The sequence below is a fragment of the Methylobacterium sp. WL9 genome, assembly GCF_008040035.1.
In the GTDB taxonomy this organism is placed as follows: Bacteria; Pseudomonadota; Alphaproteobacteria; order Rhizobiales; family Beijerinckiaceae; genus Methylobacterium; species Methylobacterium thuringiense.
Genome location: NZ_VRVE01000021.1, coordinates 30,063 through 48,660, shown reverse-complemented (window position 1 = coordinate 48,660; position 18,598 = coordinate 30,063). Strand labels below are relative to the sequence as shown.

Here is an 18,598-nt window from a genome sequence, read left to right as displayed (position 1 = left end):
CTCCAGCAGGGCGCGGGCCTCGTCGAGGCGGCTTTCCGCATCGGGAGAGGCATCGAGGAGGGTCGCGCAGGCGGCGGCGCCTCCGCCGATCGCCGGGCGGCTCAGCCGGTCGGCGATGGCACCGTCGAGGCGCAGCGCGTCGGCGTAGACGAGTCGGCCGTCCCGGCGGATGCGCCAGATGTCCTCGAACAAGCCCTCGGCGAGGCGCTCGCCGCGGGCCGCGCGGCCGAAGGCGACGATCTCCACGACGAGAAGCGACGAGTCTGCCGCGAGATCGGCCTCGAAGCGCCGCCGCAGGCGGCTGCCGTCATAGAGGATCGTCTCCTGCGGCAGCCAGTCGAACCGCGCGTCGGCGGCAAGATCGAGGCGATTGTCGATGCGGCTGACAGGGCCGTCCGAGCGGTAGATCTTTTCCGCCGCCGTGGTCGAGACGACGAGGCGCGCGCCCGCCTCGAGGGCGACCGAGAGTTCGAAGCGGTCGCCGCAGGCGATGCCGCCGGCGGTGTTGACGAGGATCGCCTCCGGTGTCGCTCCATGGCTGCGGGGAAAGCGCAGGCGCGAGGGGCCGCTCTCGAACAGGTCCGCGACGCCGGCGGGGCCGTGGCGGAGACGCACGATGCCGTGCGAGCGCTGGCGCGCCGGGGCCGGCTCGGTTTCTTCGTGCATGGACGTCCGTCAGCCTCGCACAGGCTGGGCGGACACCGCCTCGATCACCGGTGTCGGCCGGTCGAGGATACGCCGGCCGAACAGGCTCGCCACAAGTTCGACGAGGACGCGGGCGCTGCGACCGCGCTCGTCCAGGAAGGGGTTCAGCTCGACCACGTCGAGGGAGCCGACGAACCCGGAATCGTGCAGCATCTCCATGATCAGGTGGGCCTCGCGAAACGTCGCGCCGCCGGGCACCGTGGTTCCCACCGCCGGGGCGATGCCGGGGTCGAGGAAGTCGATGTCGAAGCTGACATGGAGGTGTCCGTCCTCGGCCGCGACGCGTTCGAGGATGCGCCGCAGCGGCGCCACCACACCGAACTCGTCGATGGCGCGCATGTCGGTGACGGCGACGCGGGCCTTCGTCACCAGCGCCCGCTCGCCGACATCGATCGAACGCAGGCCGAAGAGGTGGACGCGCGTCGGATCGAGGAAGGGACGGTCCTGATCCGCGAAAAGCTCCGAAAAGCCGGGTTCACCGCAGAGCGCCGCCAGCGGCATGCCGTGGACGTTGCCGGAGGGCGAGGTGTCCGGCGTGTTGAAATCCGCATGGGCGTCGAGCCAGAGCACGAACACGGGTTTTTGGGAGGCGCGGCAATGGTGGAGCACCGCGTCGATCGAGCCGAGCGACAGGCTGTGGTCGCCGCCCAGGACGACAGGCAGGGCACCACCTTCGAGTGCCGCCGTCACCCGCTCGGAGAGCGCCCGCGTCCAGCGCGCCACCGCCGGCAGCCCGCGCGCGGCGCCCGAGGTATCGGGCGCGACATCGCCGGCATCCTCCACGTCGTGGCCGAGATCGGCCAGCGTGCGGATGAGACCCGCCGTGCGGAGCGCCGCCGGCCCCATGAGGGCTCCCGGCTCGCTGGTGCCGATCTCGATCGGCACGCCGATGATCGCGATCCGCGTCGTCTCGCTCATGCTGCCCCTCTCGCCCCGATGCCGTGCTCACGCAAGCACTGCGCCCCGCCCCGCTCTGACAGGGCGAGGTGACGGAACCACGACCTGTCGCAGCCCATGGCCAAGCTGTTTGCCGTTTCCGCAAGCACTTGGCGCAAAGACGAGCAATCGACCCTTCCGTCCAATGCCCATCCGAATGGCACAGCCTTTGCCAGCCCTGGGCGAAGCCGGAACAGGCAGGGGACGACGATGGCCGACACTCTCTGGACCCGACGGGGCTCCGCGATCCTGCTGGCGGGCAGCATGGCGCTGTCGCTGTTCGGCGCCAGCGTGGCGCGGGCGGAAGAGACCATCAAGGTCGGTATCCTGCATTCGCTCTCGGGCACGATGGCGATCTCCGAGACCACGCTGAAGGACGCGATGCTGATGCTCATCGCCGAGCAGAACGCCAAGGGGGGCGTCCTCGGCAAGAAGCTCGAAGCGGTCGTGGTCGACCCGGCCTCGAACTGGCCGCTCTTCGCCGAGAAGGCGCGCGAGCTCATCTCCAAGAACAAGGTCTCGGCGGTTTTCGGCTGCTGGACCAGCGTCTCGCGCAAGTCCGTTCTGCCGGTGTTCAAGGAACTCGACTCGATCCTGTTCTACCCCGTCCAGTACGAGGGTGAGGAGAGCGAGCGGAACGTGTTCTACACCGGCGCCGCACCGAACCAGCAGGCCATCCCCGCCGTCGACTATCTGATGAAGGAAGAGGGGATCGAGCGCTGGGTGCTGGAGGGGACGGACTACGTCTATCCGCGCACCACCAACAAGATCCTGGAGGCCTACCTCAAGGCCAAGGGTGTCGCGCCCGAGGACATCTCGATCAACTACACGCCGTTCGGCCAGTCCGACTGGCAGACCCGCGTCGCCTCGATCAAGGCCTTCGGCTCGGCCGGGAAGAAGACCGCCGTCGTCTCGACGATCAACGGCGATGCCAACGTGCCGTTCTACAAGGAACTCTCGAACCAGGGCCTGAAGGCCACCGACATCCCGGTCGTGGCCTTCTCGGTCGGCGAGGAGGAACTCGCCGGTATCGACACCAAGCCCCTGCTCGGCCATCTCGCGGCGTGGAACTACTTCATGTCGATCGACACGCCCGAGAACAAGGCTTTCATCGACCAGTGGCACGCCTTCACCAAGAACCCGAAGCGCGTCACCAACGATCCGATGGAGGCGCACTACATCGGTTTCAACATGTGGGTGAAAGCGGTCGAGAAGGCCGGCAGCGTCGAGCCCGACAAGGTGATCGCGGCGCTGCCCGGCATCGAGCAGAAGAACCTCACCGGCGGCACCGCCAAGATGCTGCCCAACCACCACATCACCAAGCCGGTCTTCATCGGCGAGATCAAGGACGGCGGCCAATTCGACGTCGTCTACAGGACCGAGGAGCCGATCCCGGGCGAGGCCTGGTCGAAGCAGCTCGAAGGTTCGAAGGATCTGGAAGCCGACTGGGTCAAGCTGAACTGCGGCAACTACAACACCAAGACCAAGAAATGCGGCGGCGCCTGAGGCCGCCGCCATGCACCGCCTCCTCGCGCTCCTCCTGCTCTGCCTGACGCTGACGGGCGCAGCGCTGGCGCAAGCCCCCGCCGACGGTGCCTATGGCAAGCTCGCCGCTGGCAGCTATTCGGATATCGAAGCCGGTGTCGCCGAGCTCGTCACCAGCGGCGATCCGCGCGCCGGCACGGTAATCGCGGCGCTCGTCGACGGCCGGCTCTACGCCCGCGCCTCCGACAAGGCCCTGCTGATCCGCACCGGCGAGACCTACGTCGACGCCCGCACCGGCCAGGCTGCCGAGGGCGCGACCGACGGGCTGAAGGCGCTGCGGCTCAACAACAAGGTCCGCCGCGCGGTCGATGCCGCGCAGGGTCAGCTCAACCTGCTGAGCCCCGATCCGATGAAGCGCCGCGAGGCGGCCGACGCCGTGTTCAAGGCGCGCGACGCCACGGCCCTTCCCGCGGTGGAGGCGGCCATTGCCCGGGAGAGCGATGCCAGCATCAAGCGGACCCTGTCGGAGGCCCGCGCCGCCGCGATCCTCGCGAAACCCGCGAGCCCGGAGTCGGACCGTCTCGCGGCCATCACGACGATCCAGACCCGCGCCGACGGCGACGCCATGGCCATCCTGCGGAGCCTCGCCAACGATCCGAGCGAGGCGGTGAAAACGGCATCGGCGAAAGGCATCGCGGCGATCGAGACCCGGCTCGCCATCATCGGCGGCGTCCAGAACGTCTGGTACGGGATCTCCCTCGGCTCCGTGCTGCTGCTCGCCGCCATCGGCCTCGCCATCACCTTCGGCGTGATGGGCGTGATCAACATGGCGCATGGCGAGATGGTCATGCTCGGCGCCTACACGACCTACCTCGTCCAAGAAGTTTTTCGGAGTCAGGCGCCGGCCTGGTTCGACTGGTCGGTCGCCGTGAGCATTCCCGCGGCCTTCCTGGTGGCCGGCGCCGTCGGCGTCGCGATCGAACGCGGCATCATCCGCTTCCTCTACGGGCGGCCCCTGGAGACCCTGCTCGCCACCTTCGGCGTCAGCCTGATCCTGCAGCAGACCGTGCGCACGATCTTTGGACCCACCAACCGCGAGGTCGGCGCACCCGGCTTCATGACCGGCGCCGTCGACGTGTTCGGATTGTCGATCACCTGGGGCCGGCTCTGGATCGTCGGCTTCTCCTTCGCCCTTTTTCTCTTCCTGCTGTTCGTGCTGCGAAAGACTTCGTTCGGACTGAAGACCCGCGCCGTCACCCAGAACCGGCGCATGGCCGCGGCCATGGGCATCCGCACGCCGTGGGTCGACGCGATGACTTTCGGCCTCGGTTCGGGGATCGCGGGCATCGCCGGCGTGGCGCTCTCGCAGATCGACAACGTCTCGCCCAATCTCGGCCAGGGCTACATCATCGACTCGTTCCTCGTCGTGGTGTTCGGCGGCGTCGGCAGCCTCTGGGGCACGCTGGTCGCGGCGCTGACCCTCGGCGTCGCGAACAAGCTCGCCGAGCCGTATCTCGGCGCGGTGCTCGCCAAGATCGCGCTGCTGATCTTCATCATCCTGTTCATCCAGAAGCGCCCGCGCGGCCTGTTCGCGCTCAAGGGCCGGGCGGTGGAGTCCTGAGATGAACCCACCCCGCACCCCACTCATCGACCTCAAGGGCCTGATCTTCCTCGGCCTCCTCGCGGCCGCCTGCCTCGTCGTGCCGCTGCTCAACCTGATGGTCCCGGAGGTCTCGCCCCTCCACATGCCGACCTATCTCGTCTCGCTCTTCGGCAAGTACCTGTCCTTCGCCTTGCTCGCCGTGAGCCTCGATCTGGTCTGGGGCTATTGCGGCATCCTCTCCCTCGGCCACGGCGCGTTCTTCGGGCTCGGCGGCTACGCGATGGGCATGTACCTGATGCGCCAGATCGGGCCGCGCGGCGTTTACGGCAATCCGGTCCTGCCCGACTTCATGGTCTTCCTGAACTACAAGGAACTGCCCTGGTACTGGCTTGGCTTCGACCTGTTTCCCTTCGCCGCGCTGATGGTGCTCGCGGTGCCGGGTCTCCTCGGCTTCGTGTTCGGCTGGCTCGCCTTCCGCTCGCGGGTGACCGGCGTCTACCTCTCGATCATCACCCAGGCGCTGACCTACGCGCTAATGCTCGCCTTCTTCCGCAACGACATGGGGCTCGGGGGCAATAACGGCCTCACCGACTTCAAGGACCTTCTGGGGTTCTCGGTGCAGGCGCAGGGCGTGCGCGTCGCGTTGTTCGTAGCCACCGCCATCGCGCTGGCGCTCGGCTACCTGATCGCCCGCGTCATGACGGTCTCGGCCTACGGCAAGATCCTGATCGCTGTGCGCGACGCGGAACCCCGCACGCGCTTCCTCGGCTACCGGCCGGAGCACTTCAAGACGCTGGCCTTCACCGTCTCCGCCATGATGGCGGGCGTGGCCGGCGCGCTCTACGTGCCGCAGGTCGGCATCATCAACCCGTCCGAGTTCGCGCCGACCAATTCCATCGAGGCGGTGATCTGGGTGGCGGTGGGCGGACGCGGCACGCTGGTGGGCGCCGCGCTCGGCGCCATCATCGTCAACTACGCCAAGACGATCCTGACCGGCGCGCTGCCCGATGCCTGGCTGTTCGGGCTCGGCGCGCTGTTCGTGCTGGTGACGCTGTTCCTGCCGAAGGGCATCGTCGGGACGCTGATGCAGCGCTACGGCAGCCGGCGCGCTGCGGCGAAACTCCCGCCGGAGCCCGAACTCGCCCCGAAACTCGTGGAAGAGGGGCGCGGCTCATGAGCGACGCGGCCACCCTCGCACCGCCGTCGGCCGCCCAGGTACCGGACAAGCGCCTCACCCCGGCGCTGCTCTATCTCGACGACGTCCAGGTCACGTTCGACGGCTACCGGGCGCTCCGCGGCCTCTCGCTGACGCTGGACAAAGGCGAGATGCGCGCGATCATCGGCCCGAACGGCGCCGGCAAGACCACGATGATGGATTGCATCACCGGCAAGACCCGGCCGGATCTCGGCCGCGTGGTCTTCGACGGCACCATCGACCTGACCAAGCTCGACGAGCCGGCCATCGCCGACCTCGGCATCGGCCGCAAGTTCCAGAAGCCGACGGTGTTCGAGAGCCACACGGTGGCCGACAACATCCTTCTGGCGCTGAAAGGTCCGCGCGCGGCTTTTCAGTCGCTGTTCGGCTGGCGCAACCGGGTCGCGGCCGAGCGCATCGACGCGCTGCTCACCAAGGTCGGCCTGATCGCGCACCGCGAGCGACCCGCCGCCGACCTCTCACACGGCCAGAAGCAATGGCTCGAGATCGGCATGCTGCTCGCCCAGGATCCGAAGCTCCTGCTGGTCGACGAGCCCGTCGCCGGCATGACCGACGCCGAGACCGCCGCGACGGCGACGCTGCTGCGCGAGATCGCGCGGGACCACGCGGTGGTGGTGATCGAGCACGACATGCATTTCGTGCGGGCACTCGATTGCCGCGTCACTTGCCTGCACGAGGGCGCGGTGCTGGCCGAGGGCTCGATCGATGCCGTCTCCGCCGACCCACGCGTCGTCGAAGTGTATCTGGGACGTTGAGCGAGGGCGACATGCTGAACGTCGAGGGCATCGATCTCTTCTACGGCGCGGCGAAGGCGCTACGCGGCGTCTCGCTTCAGGCCGAGCCGGGGCAGGTGACGGCCGTGCTCGGGCGCAACGGCGTCGGCAAGACCTCGCTGATGCGGGCCATCGTCGGCCAGCAGCCGATCGCCAAGGGCTCGATCCGCCTCGGCGACGAGGACATCTCGCGGCTCGCGCCCTACGACCGGGCGCGCCGTGGCGTCGCCTTCGTGCCCCAGGGCCGCGAGATCTTTCCGCTCCTCACGGTCAAGGAGAACCTCGAGACCGGCTTCGCCCCGTGCAAGCGCGCCGACCGCTTCGTGCCGGCCGAGATCTACGACCTGTTCCCGGTGCTGAAGGACATGCTGCACCGGCGCGGCGGCGACCTCTCCGGCGGCCAGCAGCAACAGCTCGCCATCGGCCGCGCCCTGGTGACCCGTCCGCGGCTCCTGGTGCTCGACGAGCCGACCGAGGGCATCCAGCCCTCGATCATCAAGGATATCGGCCGCGCCATCACCTATTTGCGGGGCAAGGGCACCATGGCGATCGTGCTGGTCGAGCAGTATTTCGAATGGGCGCGCGACCTCTGCGACACCTACGCCGTGATGGATCGCGGACAGGTGATGGATGCCGGCCCGCGCGCGTCGATGAACGAGGCCGACGTGCTGCGGTGGTTGTCGGTCTAGTTGCGGATCGCACGGTCGCGGCACGGTTTCCCGACGACCGCGTGGAAGCCCCGGTCGCCATCGACCGCAAGCTGCCGAGCTTGGCGTGCCTGAAATTCGAGCCTCATCCGTGGCATGATGCGTGCGCCACGCAGCGCCGAGACCCGCCCGCGCCCCACGGACACCATGAACGAGCTCATCAAGCCGCTGAACCGTTTCTCCGTCGAACCCCTGGCCCGGATGACGCGCCGTCTCGCCGACGTCGCGGGCGGGCGGGCCGAACCCGATCTCGTGATCACAGGCGCGCGCGTGCTCTCGACCTATTCCGAGCGCATCCTGCCCGACCGCGAGATCTGGATCGCCGGCGGGCGGATCGCGGCGGTGAAGCCGGCCGGGTCGCACAAAGGCGGCGCGCCGCGCTACGACGTGGCCGGCGGCCTGATCGCGCCGGGGCTGGTCGATCCGCACCTGCATATCGAGAGCAGCATGGTCACGGCCTGCGCCTATGCCGAGGCGGCGCTGATCAACGGCACCACCACCATCGTCTGCGACAGCCACGAGATCGGCAACGTGCTCGACGTGAACGGCGTCGCCTGGATGCTGGAGGACGCGCGCGCGGCGCCGCTCAACATCTACCTGACGGTGCCGAGCACGGTGCCGGCGACCACGCCCGCGATCGAGACCGCGGGCGGCGACCTGACGCCGGAGAAGATCGCGGGGCTGTTCGATGCCTGGCCGGAAGCGCTGGGCTTGGGCGAAAAGATGGATTTCGTAGCGGTGGCCGAGGGCGATCCGCGGGCGCATGCCATCATCGCGGCGGCACTGGAGCGCGGACGCCCGGTCTCGGGCCACATCTACGGCCGCGACTTCGTCGCCGCCTATGCCGCGAGCGGCGTCACGGACACGCACGAGGCGATCGACGCCGACATCGCCGACGACCTGCTGGAAGCCGGCGTTTGGATTTTTTTGCGCGGCGGGCCGCCCACCACGCCGTGGCACTCGCTGCCGAAGGCGATCGGGACCGTGACCGATTACGGCGCGGCCTGGAAGCGGGTCTGCTGCTGCACCGACGACCGTGACGCCGAGGATCTGCTCGCCTTCGGCCTGGATTGGGTGGTGCGAGAGGCGGTGCGGATGGGCATCCCGAAGCCGGCCGCTTGGTCGATGGGCTCGCTGCACCCGGCGACACGCTACGCGCTGGACGGCGAGATCGGCGGATTGGGCGGCGGGCGCCGCGCCGACCTCGTGCTGCTCGACGACGACCTCCTGCCGCAGGCGACCTGGTACGGCGGCGAACTGGTGGTCGAGGGCCGGAAGCCCACGCCGCGCCTGGAGGCGGCGCTGGAAAAGCCGTACCGCTACCCGAAGCCTGCCTACGCCACGATGCACCTGCCCGACCCGCTGCCGGCCCTGGTGCCGACGCTGCCTGCGGGTCCGTGCACGGTCAACGCGATCCGCACGACGCTGCCGGGCATCGAACTGGTCCACGAGCGCATCGCCCTGAATCCCGGCGCGGACTGGGCCGTGACGCTCGCGGACCATGGCCTCTGTCATGTCGCAGTGATCGAGCGGCACGGTCTCGGCGGCAACGTCGCGCACGGATTGCTCAGCGCGTTCGGGCTGAAGCGCGGGGCGGTGGCGAGCAGCGTCGGCCACGATTCCCACAACGTCATCGTCGCCGGCTTCGACGAGGCCGACATGCGCGTTGCGCTCCAGGCCATCGCGGCGACCGAGGGCGGCGTCTGCGTGGTCGAGGACGGCCGCGTCGTCGCGATGGTGCCGCTGCCGGTGGCCGGGTTGATCTCCGACAAGCGCGTCGGCGCCGTCGCGGAGGAGGTGAGGGCGCTCAAGGTGGCCTGGAATCGTGCGGGCTGCACGATCCCCTATATGGGCTTCAACCTGATCCCACTCTCGGTGATCCCGCAGATTCGCATCACCGATATGGGGCTGGTGCTGGTGCCGGAGATGCGTCAGGTGCCGTTGTTCGAGGCGGCTTGAGGATCATGCGCCGCCGAGGCGAGGTAGGTTCGCCAACCGCCATAGCCCGTAATTTCCGGAGCGCTCGCCACGGCGTGGGTCTCGCACAGGAAACCCGCGACATTGCTGCCGTCGCTCAGTGTGATCCGGCCGATCCCGAGGGGTGCGGGGATGGCCGCGACAAACCGGCCGAAGGTTTCCGGCGACAGGGTCCAGATCTCGACTTCGATCCCGGGGCCACCATAGCCGGGATCGCGGACGAGACCGGGCTTGGCCGGCACGGTGCAGGGCAGAACGTATAGGCGGTAATCGGCCTTGGTCCTGGTTTTTCGCAGGAGCTTCGCACCGAGGGCGACAAGCTCCCGGTTGAGCGGGAGTTGCGAGAGATGCGCCCCGACCACGGCGAGGGCGACGCTCTCGATGGGCGGCTCCACGGGACGCACAAGGCTCGGCACGGACGCCTCCCGATCGATGCCCGTACCGCAGGCTGCGCCACGGTGGAGCGCGTCGGCCATCGGTCCCAAGGCGTCGTCGCTGCCGCCGGGGCCGACCAGCGTGACGCCAGCCGGCAGGCCGTCGCCGCGAAACCCCGCCGGCACCGCGATCGCGGCGAGGCCGAGCAGATTGGCGAAGTTCGTGTAGAGCCCGAGCCGGCTGTTCAGCGCGACGGGATCGTCGCGCATCGCGGCGACGGTGTAGGTCGTCGGAGCCGTCGGCAGAAGCAGGACGTCGACGGCGGCAAACAGCATTTCGGCCTCGCGTCGCAACGCCTCGAAGCGATAGCGGCCGCGAAAAGCGTCGACGGCGCTGAAGCGCTTGGCGGAGGCGACGATGGTGCGCACGCTCGGATCGAAATCGCCTGCGTTCGTATCGAAAAACGGTTCGATCGCAGCGAGGCGCTCAGCGACCCAGGGACCGCCATAGAGCAGTTCTGCGATAGCGCGGAGCGGCGCGTAATCGAACGGAACGGCTGTCGCGCCGAGAACCGAGAGCCGCGTCACCGCCGCCTCGTAGAGGCGCTCGGTTTCGGTATCGCCGAAGAACTCGCGATCGGCGCCCATGAGCACTCCGAAGCGCGGGGCGGCCGGGAGCGTCGCGGGCGCGATGCGGCGTGCGTAGATGTCGTCCGGGTCGAACCCCTCGGCGATCCGGCGGATGGCGATCCCGTCCGCGACGCTCGACGAAAAGATGCTGATGCAGTCGAGGCTCCGGCAGGCGGGCACGAGGCCGGTGGTGGAGAGCAGGCCCGGCGTCGGCTTGATCCCGACGACGTTGTTGAAGGCGGCGGGCACCCGGCCGGAGCCGGCGGTGTCGGTCCCGAGGGAAAAACTCGCCAGACCCGCGGCGACCGCCACCGCCGAGCCCGAACTCGACCCGCCGGAAATGTGGTCGGCGGAGAAGACGCTGCGTGGCGCCCCGTAAGGCGAGCGGGTGCCGTTGAGGCCGGTGGCGAACTGGTCGAGGTTGGTCTTGCCGGTGACGAGCGCCCCCGCTGCCTTCAGCCTCGCCACGATATGGGCATCCCGTGAGGGCACGTACGCGAAAGCGGGACAGGCCGCGGTGGTGGGCAGGCCGGCGACATCGATGTTGTCCTTCACCGCAAAGGGCACGCCCCAGAGCGGCAGCGAATTCGGCTCGGGGTGCCTCTCCATCAGCGCACGTGCCGCCGCGATCAGATCGTCGCGCAATACGGGCGTGATGAAGACGGCCGGGTCGGTATAGGCCTCCATGCGGCTGGCCACGAGCGTGGCGACATCGACGGGGGTCAGGTCGCCTGCGGCGTAACGCGCGCGCAAGATCGCGAGGGTCGGGACCGGCGGAAGGCCGTCCTCCGCGCCAATGTGCTCACCTGCGTGCATCGATGCCTCTTATGTATACACGGTGCCACCTGAGCCGGTCCGTAGCCGAGGGTCGCGAACCGATGGGCCTGCCTGAGCAAGCCCGCTGCCATGTCGTTGCTGCAGACGGTCCGAAACCGACGCGCGTGCTTGGCTCAGGCCGGCGAGACGGCGAGCATCGGGTTCGTCGAGCGTGCGTCGGGAGCCATAGGCTCGTCCGCAGCCTGCCCCGCAAAACGCTGGATCAGCCAGCGACCGGCTGGGCCGGGCGGCCTGTCGGTGCGGTAGATCGCGGTGAAGGGCAGCCGGCGGTGCTTCGCCTCCGGCATGTGCAGTTCGACGAGGCGGCCGGCCGCAAGGTCCGCCTGCACCATATGCGCCGGCATGCTGCCCCAGCCGATGCCGGCGAGCAGCAGCGTGTGCTTCGAACTGAGGTCGGACAGCCGCCAGGTGCGCGTCGCGATCACGCCGAACTCCTGTCCTTCCGACAGGGACGAGCGGTCGGCGATCACGAGCTGGACATGCTCGCGCGCCAGGCCCGGCCCGGCGGCGTCCACCATCGCGAGGGGGTGGGACGGAGCAGCAACGGGAAGCATCTCGACCTCGCCCACGGCGATGTGCTCGAGCGGATCGCCGGTCTTGTCCCAGATCTCGACGCCGATGCCGAGCACGGCCTTGCCGCTGGCGACGTATTGCTGGACCGCTCCCAACGCCTCGACGTTCAAACGGAGCGTCACGGTGGGAAACCGCGCCTGAAACGCCCGCAGCGCATCGACGAGGCGCTCGCCCGGCATCAAGACGCTGACGGCGAGGCTGACCTCGGCCTCCAACCCGCTCAGCATGCCGTTCACCTTGGCCCGCAGGGCATCGAGGCTGTGCGAGACCGTGCGGGCCTCGGCCAGCACGGCCCGCCCGGCCTCGGTGAGCTGCGGCTTACGGGTCGATTCTCGATCGAACAGCGGCAGGCCGAGCTGTGCTTCCAGGTTGGCGATGGAATAGCTGATCACCGAGGTTGCACGGTTGAGGCGCCGCCCGGCCGCCGCGAAGCTTCCTGTCTCGACGACGCACAGGAAGACGCGCAGCTGATCGAGTGTCGGGGTCCCGGAGGTCTGCATGCCGATATCCTCGAACGAGGCGCCTTCCGGCGCGTCGAGCATTTCGACAAGCAAGCCGAACGCCGATTTCCGGAGGAACGATCGCCGGCAGTGCTCACGCGAAAAAGCCGGCCCCGAGGGGACCGGCTTGCTGGACTGCTCGAAGGTTCGCGCCGGGATCAGTGGGCGGTGCGGCCGCGAACGGCTTGCGGAGTGCGGATCGAACCGGTGGTGTAGACGCCCTCGACCGAGACCTCGCCGGGACGCACCTGATAGGAACGGCCGTCGTAGGCCTGCAGGTTCGACACGGCGGCGGCACCTTCGAGACCGCCCGGCGCCGTGACGGCCGGGATGCCCGCGGGAGCATTGTAGCTCTGGGCGGAAGCGGCGGCAGGCAGGCCCGCGACGAGGGAGAGTGCAAGAGCGGAAGCGGCGAGGATACGGGACATGGTGGGTTCCATCGGTGCGATGTGATGGCCGTCCGGCCGTCATCTGATGGCGTGAAGATGCCCCCTGGCCGCCCCCTGCAAAACCCGAAAAGAATCGTCGGAAACGTTCGATGAAATCGAAAAGCGAACGCATCGGCCCGAGGCGTGGGACCGGTTCTCGGAAAAACCGGTGCCCGGTCGAGGCTCAACCGGAACGGCATCCGCTTCATGACATCCGAGAGCGTCGGTACGTAGAAGCCCGTCACATATTTTGACCAGGGCCGACCGGCCGGCGCCTATCCATCGGCATCCGAACGAAAAAGGACCGGCAACCCGATGAAGGCTACCGGTCCTAAGATAGAGGCCGAGAGAACGGAGTCGGACGTCTCAGCGGCCGCGCTGAGCCGCGGAGCCTCTCACGGAGCCGGTGGTGTACACACCGTCGACCGAGACCTGACCATCTCTGGGGCGAGCATAGCGGCCATTATAGGCCTCGATGTTCCGCTCGGCAGCCCGTCCTTCGAAGCCGCCCGGTGCGGTCGCGGCCGGAATCCCAGCCGGCGCGTTGTAGCTTTGTGCGAAGGCGGTGGTGGAAAGGGCAAGGCCGAGAGCGGCGCCCACGATGATGCGTGCTGTCATGGTCGATTCCTAGGTTCGGATCCGTCGCCGGAGACGAGGCGACCGGCCGAGTTCCCAGAATTTGTGCAGGCTTGCCCTGAAAGACAACACGCTATGCGCAAGTTATGTGCACAATGATGATGCATCGCATATGACCCACGCACCGTCATTGAGAAAGCTTGAATAAAATCGAATGCTCTATCAGTAACTTGACTGCGTTTGCGACGTTTTTTGACACAGTGTAGGAAGCTGGCACGCTTCTTTCGCAGCGCGTGTTTTTTCGCACGAAATCGGACGTCGTCGAGACCGCCCGTCGCCCGCAACCCTGCGCGAGTGGGTTGATGGGACCGTTGGGTCTCGACGTCCCCGTTATGCAGCTGCGGCCGAGTCGCCGCCGATATCTCGGGCGGGCTGATCTCCGACTTCGGAATGCCACCGAAGACCGCGCGAGCGGAGCTGCTGTCGCCGGCTCAATCGACTCTGCCGTGCTTCTCGAAGGCCGGCTCGATCCGGGCCGCGGCGAGATGGGCGGCGGCGTCCAGCGCCGAACGGGAGCGTTGCACCGGCGAGGCGGTCTGGGTTATCGCACGGGCTTCCGAGATCATCGAGAGCGAGGATCCGGCGGATCGATCCGCTGCGGACGACTGCGCCGAGATGGGGCGGTGGCCGGTGGTGCAACATGGCGCTCGCGACGGCTCCCGTGCGGCCATGTCGGCAGGGAGCTTGCCAATGGAGGTCTCGGGAACGCCTTCGCAAGCAGCTATCCGCCGTGAGACGCACAAAGCCTTGAGCCCATGTGCAATGCGGCCGCGTTGCCCCGTGACTTGGAACACGGAAAGCGCGCGATGGAACCGATGAAGCCCATGGAGCCCATGAAACCGATGGAGCCCATGAAACCGATGGCCAAGGCCGAAGCCTGGTGGCCGAAGGATCTGGGCCAGCCCTCGACCAGCGGGGGCCAGGACGACCTGCGCTATGCGTTCTTCCGCGAAAAGCGCCGCCTCGTGATCGAGCAGGGCGGTCGGACGAAGACCTATGACAGCGGCGCGCACGAGATCGGTGGCGTGTCGCAGGACGGTGACGGCGGCCTCCGGTTCACGGACCGGGACGGCGAAGTGGACTTGAGCACGCTGAAGCCGGTGGGGTGACGCATGAGGCTCAACCTCGCCCGATCGTCGCCTCGATCTGTCCGTGGGGCTCGTCTGTCGGGAGGAACACGGTGCCGGGGTTCTCAAGACCGAACGGTTTCAGGTTGATCGGGATATAGTGCTTGTTCGGCATGGCGAAGCCGATCTCGGCGATCTCGGGGATCGCCGCCAGGACGGCCTCGCCCATGCGATACATGCTGTCCTGGACCCCATAGCTGTAGGTCGCACCGAACACCTCGAGCAGGATGTCGAGCACCTTGGTATTCGTGGCCGAGTAATCGGTCGGTGCGCCGGCCCAGGTCCAGGTCGCGTCCATGGCGGTGGCGGCGATGCGGTCGGTGGTGTCGGGCAGCGTACGGTACTCGTCCGCGACGAAGTCGACCCAGCCCGACTGCGTCGTCTTCATGAAGGTGAAGCCCCGGAGCCCGGACTGCAGCACCGCGCCATCGCGGCGCGCCACGAGCTTGACGTAGCCCGTGCCGTTGCCGTCGAGGGTGAAGACGTGGCCGTGAGGCTGGCCGCCGACGGCCTGGCGCAGCCAGCGCGTTTCCAGGCCCTCGACCAGCAGCTCCCCGACCTGGAGATACTTGTCGAGGAACGTCTTCGCGACGGCCTCCGCGAACGCCTCCTTGTCGAGCGAGAGGTTTTCGGCCGCGACCACGTTGACGATGTTCTTGACGCTGTCCGTGGCGACGCAGGCCCTGTTGTCGCCCTCCGTCCAGGATGCGTCGAAGGCACCCGTCATCAGCACCGTGAGCGAGAGCTCGCGCGGGGTGTGATGGTCGCCGTCGCGGGTGAGCCGCATCACCCGCACGCGGCCCTTGCCGTATTTGGAGGCGGTCAGAGGCATGGTTTTTCTCCACTGAGAGGTAGCGCGCGGAAGGAGGGCTCAGTGCTCGGAAGAGGCAGCCTGATGCCTGGCGGCCTCGCGCGCGGCCTCGCTGCTGGTGAGGCCGTTGAAGAACAGGTTCAGGCTCACAGCCGAGATCGCACAGAGCAGGATGCCGGATTCCAGCAGCGGGTGCAGCGCGTGCGGCATCTGCTTGAAGAAGGTCGGTGCGACGAGCGGGATCATGCCGAAGCCGACCGAGACCGCGACGACGAACAGGTTGTTGCGGTTGCTGGCGAAATCCACGGCGCCGAGGATACGCACGCCGGTGGCGCCGACCATCCCGAACATCACGAGCCCGGCCCCGCCGAGCACGCATTGCGGCACCGCCTCGACCATGGCGGCGAGCTTCGGAATCAGGCCGAGCCCCAGCATGATGAAGCCGCCGACCACCGCGACGGTGCGCGTGCGCACGCCCGTGACGCCGACGAGACCGATGTTCTGCGAGAACGAGGTGTAGGGGAAGGTGTTGAAGATGCCGCCGATCATGGTGCCGAGGCCGTCGCCGCGCAGGCCCTTGGTGAGGCGCTTTTCGTCGACGGGGTCGGCGCAGATCTCGGCGAGCGCCAGGAACATGCCCGTCGACTCGATCATCACCACGATCATCACGATGCAGAGTGTGACGATCGAGACGGGATCGAAGGTGGGCAGGCCGAAGGCGAAGGGCCGCACCACGTCGAACCAGGACGCGGTGGCGACGTGGCCGAGATCGACCAGCCCGAAGAAACTCGCCACGATCATCCCGACGACGATGCCGATCAACACCGAGGCCGAGTTGACGAAGCCGGTGCCGTAGCGGGTGATCGCCATGATCACGCAGAGCACGAAGGCCGCGATGCCGAGATAGACCGGCGCCCCGTAATTCGGGTTGCCGATGCCACCGGCGGCCCAGTTCACGCCGACCTTCATCAGCGAGACGCCGATCACCAGGATGATCGTACCGGTCACCACCGGCGGAAACAGCGGCAGCAGCCGTCCGATGAGGGGGGCGACGAGAAACGCGAACAGGCCCGCCGCGATCACGGCGCCATAGATGCCGGTCAGGCCGATCTCGGGGCTGGTGCCCATGGCGATCATCGGCGTGACGGCGGCGAAGGTGACGCCCATCATCACCGGCATCCGCACGCCGACGCCCGGCAGGCCCCAGCTCTGCACCAACGTGGCGAGCCCACCCGCGAACAGATCGGCGCTGACCAGCATCGCGATCTGCTCGGGCGCCAGCTTCAGGGCCCGTCCGACGATCAGCGGCACCGCGACGGCCCCCGCATACATCACCAGAACGTGCTGCAGACCGAGCAGGCCGAGGGCGACGGGCGGCACCTTCGTCACGGGCGCGGTAGCGGGCCCGAGCGGGACGGGGCCTACGGTCTCGATGACGGTATCTGAATGTGCAGCGATGGTGGTCGCACTGTTCATGGGATCGACGCCTCGACCGCGGTGAGCGGATCCCTCGCCGGGGATGCTGTGTCCGACCGGGCAAGCCGTGTGCCACGCGAACGGGTTGCGCGTTCCGGAGAACGCGTCGTGGCATCTCCGTTGGTCGCTCGGCCCTCGAGCCAAGGGAGCCGACGTCCGCGGCTGGCCCGTTGCCTGCAAAGACCCGCCCTGCGATGCCGTGCCATCGCCTGTTTCCCACGGAGACCCGGTCATCATGGGCACGACGCTCGCAGCTCTGAACGAAGCCTCTGCCGCAGACTTCGTGGCGGCGCTCGGTGCCGTCTTCGAGCATGCACTGTGGGTTGCGGAGGCGACTTCGGCGCAGCGACCCTTCGCCAGCGTCGAAGCCCTGTTCGCCGCCATGCGAGGCGCCGTCCACGGCGCGTCGGACGCGCAGCGGCTCGCCCTGCTCACGGGACATCCCGAACTCGCCGGACGCGCTGCCCGCTTAGGCGACATCGCACCGGATTCGATCGCCGAGCAGGCCGCCGCGGGGCTCGACCGGATGTCCGACGCCGAGTACGCCCGCTTCGAGGCGCTCAATGCGGCCTACCGCGAAAAATTCGAAATTCCCTTCATCCTGTGCATCAAGCGGCACGGCCGTGCCTCGCTGATCAGGAACTTCGAGGATCGGCTGGCGTCCGTGCCCGCGGTCGAGCGGCGCACGGCCGAGACCGAGGTGATGCGGATCGCTGCGATCCGCCTGAACGCCCTGGTCGACGGCGACGGGCCCTTGAACACGACGGGCCGGATCTCGACCCACGTCCTCGACACCGTCCGAGGGCGCCCGGCCGCCGGGGTCGCGCTCGAACTCGTCGAGTTCGTCTCGGCCACGGAGACGGCACTCGTCGCCCGCGCGGTGACCAACGCGGACGGTCGCACCGACCTGCCCCTGATCCACGGGCGCCCCGTGCCGATCGCCACCTACGAGTTGCGTTTCGGGCTCGGAGACCACTTCCGGCGGGTCGGGCCGGCTCTCGGCCTCGACCTGCAGGAACCGCCGTTTCTCGACATCGTCCCCCTGCGCTTCGGCGTCGGCGATCCGGAGGGGCACTATCACGTGCCGCTGGTCGCGACTCCGTGGAGCTACCAGACCTATCGCGGGAGCTGATGCAGCGCGATCGTGCGCCGGCCGGCATAGCTTTTGCTGCGATCCGACCGCGAAACCGGCCGCAGGCCGGCGTCAGGAGTCCGTGTCAGATGCGTCCGTCCCGTGCCCTCGGCTTCAGTTTGCCTCTGGCGGCTTGGCTCATCGTGGCATGCCTGTTCGGGGGCGGTGTCATGGGTACGGCACCGGGGGCTCGCGCGCAGGGCAGTCTGACGCCGTTGGCCGGACAGCCCCGTGCGACGGCACCCGGCGGGGTGCGCGGCCGAGCCGGCCGCCGTCACCGGACGCATCGCCACCGCTGACCACGCCCGACTCGCCGGCGCCATATCGGCCGATCGACGATCGGCCTGCTCAAAACATCCTACGAGATCTGGAAGGGAATCGACCATGCGGATGACGATGTCTGTCCTCGCGCTGTGCGCCGTCTTCGGCTTGACGGGAGCGGCTTTGGCCCAATCGACGGGCGCACCCGCGGGCCGTGATCCGGCCACTTCGCCCGGAGGTACCGAGGGTATTGCCGGCCCTCGAAACGAGGAAAGGTCGATGGAAGACGGAGACGCGATCCCCGCGCCTCCCGGCATCGGCGAGCCGGTTCCTCCGCGGTCCGAAACCATGCCCCGCCAACGGACGCAGACGCCTCCGCGCCCCTGACCCTCGGCCTTTCGACGCGCGTCG

16 protein-coding genes are annotated in these 18,598 nt (G+C 68.2%); 8 read left to right on the top strand and 8 right to left on the bottom strand.

The genetic code is table 11. The features are described from left to right. A partial coding sequence (locus FV217_RS09420; RefSeq protein ID WP_147816934.1) for an urease accessory protein UreD occupies nt 1–666 on the bottom strand: 666 nt, incomplete at its 3' end. A gap of 9 nt (nt 667–675) precedes the next feature. After that, nucleotides 676–1,623: an arginase gene (rocF, locus tag FV217_RS09415; RefSeq protein ID WP_147816933.1), complete on the bottom strand. Its 948-nt coding sequence runs from the start codon at nt 1,621–1,623 to the stop codon at nt 676–678. Nucleotides 1,624–1,905: 282 nt separating this feature from the next. On the opposite strand from rocF, the gene urtA reads away from it, so the two are divergent. The 6 genes from urtA to FV217_RS09385 all read left to right on the top strand — a co-directional run bounded on the left by urtA (nt 1,906) and on the right by FV217_RS09385 (nt 9,384). Then, nucleotides 1,906–3,147, top strand: coding sequence for an urea ABC transporter substrate-binding protein (gene urtA / locus FV217_RS09410; protein WP_246682748.1), 1,242 nt, complete (start codon nt 1,906–1,908; stop codon nt 3,145–3,147). Between the two features lie 10 nt (nt 3,148–3,157). Next, nucleotides 3,158–4,747, top strand: a complete 1,590-nt coding sequence (urtB, locus tag FV217_RS09405; RefSeq protein WP_147816931.1) for an urea ABC transporter permease subunit UrtB — start codon at nt 3,158–3,160, stop codon at nt 4,745–4,747. A 1-nt stretch (nt 4,748) separates the two neighbouring features. Further along, on the top strand, nt 4,749–5,906 hold the full coding sequence (gene urtC / locus FV217_RS09400; protein ID WP_147816930.1) for an urea ABC transporter permease subunit UrtC: 1,158 nt from the start codon (nt 4,749–4,751) through the stop codon (nt 5,904–5,906). Next, nucleotides 5,903–6,700: an urea ABC transporter ATP-binding protein UrtD gene (gene urtD / locus FV217_RS09395; RefSeq protein WP_147816929.1), complete on the top strand. Its 798-nt coding sequence runs from the start codon at nt 5,903–5,905 to the stop codon at nt 6,698–6,700. The genes urtC and urtD overlap by 4 nt, the downstream gene beginning before the upstream one ends. Nucleotides 6,701–6,711: 11 nt before the next feature. Next, nucleotides 6,712–7,407: an urea ABC transporter ATP-binding subunit UrtE gene (gene urtE, locus FV217_RS09390; protein ID WP_147816928.1), complete on the top strand. Its 696-nt coding sequence runs from the start codon at nt 6,712–6,714 to the stop codon at nt 7,405–7,407. A gap of 165 nt (nt 7,408–7,572) precedes the next feature. After that, on the top strand, nt 7,573–9,384 hold the full coding sequence (locus FV217_RS09385; RefSeq protein WP_147816927.1) for an adenine deaminase C-terminal domain-containing protein: 1,812 nt from the start codon (nt 7,573–7,575) through the stop codon (nt 9,382–9,384). Here the strand turns inward: FV217_RS09385 and atzF are convergent. The 4 genes from atzF to FV217_RS09365 form a co-directional block, all read right to left on the bottom strand. Further along, nucleotides 9,357–11,222: an allophanate hydrolase gene (gene atzF, locus FV217_RS09380; RefSeq protein WP_147816926.1), complete on the bottom strand. Its 1,866-nt coding sequence runs from the start codon at nt 11,220–11,222 to the stop codon at nt 9,357–9,359. The genes FV217_RS09385 and atzF overlap by 28 nt on opposite strands. Before the next feature lie 134 nt (nt 11,223–11,356). Further along, nucleotides 11,357–12,316 (bottom strand): LysR family transcriptional regulator, encoded by a 960-nt coding sequence (locus tag FV217_RS09375; protein WP_147816938.1) that lies wholly within the window; start codon nt 12,314–12,316, stop codon nt 11,357–11,359. Between the two features lie 158 nt (nt 12,317–12,474). Then, on the bottom strand, nt 12,475–12,744 hold the full coding sequence (locus FV217_RS09370) for a hypothetical protein (protein WP_147816925.1): 270 nt from the start codon (nt 12,742–12,744) through the stop codon (nt 12,475–12,477). A 366-nt stretch (nt 12,745–13,110) separates the two neighbouring features. Then, a complete protein-coding gene (locus tag FV217_RS09365; protein WP_147816924.1) occupies nt 13,111–13,362 on the bottom strand; it encodes a hypothetical protein in 252 nt (83 codons plus the stop codon). 824 nt (nt 13,363–14,186) lie between these two features. On the opposite strand from FV217_RS09365, the gene FV217_RS09360 reads away from it, so the two are divergent. Then, on the top strand, nt 14,187–14,489 hold the full coding sequence (locus FV217_RS09360) for a hypothetical protein (protein WP_147816923.1): 303 nt from the start codon (nt 14,187–14,189) through the stop codon (nt 14,487–14,489). A 10-nt stretch (nt 14,490–14,499) separates the two neighbouring features. Here the strand turns inward: FV217_RS09360 and pucL are convergent, their stop codons facing one another. Both pucL and FV217_RS09350 read right to left on the bottom strand, forming a co-directional pair. Then, on the bottom strand, nt 14,500–15,339 hold the full coding sequence (pucL, locus tag FV217_RS09355; RefSeq protein WP_147816922.1) for a factor-independent urate hydroxylase: 840 nt from the start codon (nt 15,337–15,339) through the stop codon (nt 14,500–14,502). A 39-nt stretch (nt 15,340–15,378) separates the two neighbouring features. Further along, nucleotides 15,379–16,794 (bottom strand): nucleobase:cation symporter-2 family protein, encoded by a 1,416-nt coding sequence (locus FV217_RS09350; RefSeq protein WP_238232508.1) that lies wholly within the window; start codon nt 16,792–16,794, stop codon nt 15,379–15,381. A gap of 235 nt (nt 16,795–17,029) precedes the next feature. Between FV217_RS09350 and uraD the strand changes: the two genes are divergently transcribed. Then, nucleotides 17,030–17,926, top strand: coding sequence for a 2-oxo-4-hydroxy-4-carboxy-5-ureidoimidazoline decarboxylase (uraD, locus tag FV217_RS09345; RefSeq protein WP_147816921.1), 897 nt, complete (start codon nt 17,030–17,032; stop codon nt 17,924–17,926). The last annotated feature ends 672 nt before the right edge of the window (nt 17,927–18,598 follow it).

Coding starts and splice junctions, on each gene's coding strand:
- rocF (WP_147816933.1), bottom strand. CDS start 1,623: ATGAGCGAGACGACGCGGATCGCGATCATCGGCGTGCCGATCGAGATC.
- urtA (WP_246682748.1), top strand. CDS start 1,906: ATGGCGCTGTCGCTGTTCGGCGCCAGCGTGGCGCGGGCGGAAGAGACC.
- urtB (WP_147816931.1), top strand. CDS start 3,158: ATGCACCGCCTCCTCGCGCTCCTCCTGCTCTGCCTGACGCTGACGGGC.
- urtC (WP_147816930.1), top strand. CDS start 4,749: ATGAACCCACCCCGCACCCCACTCATCGACCTCAAGGGCCTGATCTTC.
- urtD (WP_147816929.1), top strand. CDS start 5,903: ATGAGCGACGCGGCCACCCTCGCACCGCCGTCGGCCGCCCAGGTACCG.
- urtE (WP_147816928.1), top strand. CDS start 6,712: ATGCTGAACGTCGAGGGCATCGATCTCTTCTACGGCGCGGCGAAGGCG.
- FV217_RS09385 (WP_147816927.1), top strand. CDS start 7,573: ATGAACGAGCTCATCAAGCCGCTGAACCGTTTCTCCGTCGAACCCCTG.
- atzF (WP_147816926.1), bottom strand. CDS start 11,222: ATGCACGCAGGTGAGCACATTGGCGCGGAGGACGGCCTTCCGCCGGTC.
- FV217_RS09375 (WP_147816938.1), bottom strand. CDS start 12,316: ATGCAGACCTCCGGGACCCCGACACTCGATCAGCTGCGCGTCTTCCTG.
- FV217_RS09370 (WP_147816925.1), bottom strand. CDS start 12,744: ATGTCCCGTATCCTCGCCGCTTCCGCTCTTGCACTCTCCCTCGTCGCG.
- FV217_RS09365 (WP_147816924.1), bottom strand. CDS start 13,362: ATGACAGCACGCATCATCGTGGGCGCCGCTCTCGGCCTTGCCCTTTCC.
- FV217_RS09360 (WP_147816923.1), top strand. CDS start 14,187: ATGGAACCGATGAAGCCCATGGAGCCCATGAAACCGATGGAGCCCATG.
- pucL (WP_147816922.1), bottom strand. CDS start 15,339: ATGCCTCTGACCGCCTCCAAATACGGCAAGGGCCGCGTGCGGGTGATG.
- FV217_RS09350 (WP_238232508.1), bottom strand. CDS start 16,794: ATGAACAGTGCGACCACCATCGCTGCACATTCAGATACCGTCATCGAG.
- uraD (WP_147816921.1), top strand. CDS start 17,030: ATGGGCACGACGCTCGCAGCTCTGAACGAAGCCTCTGCCGCAGACTTC.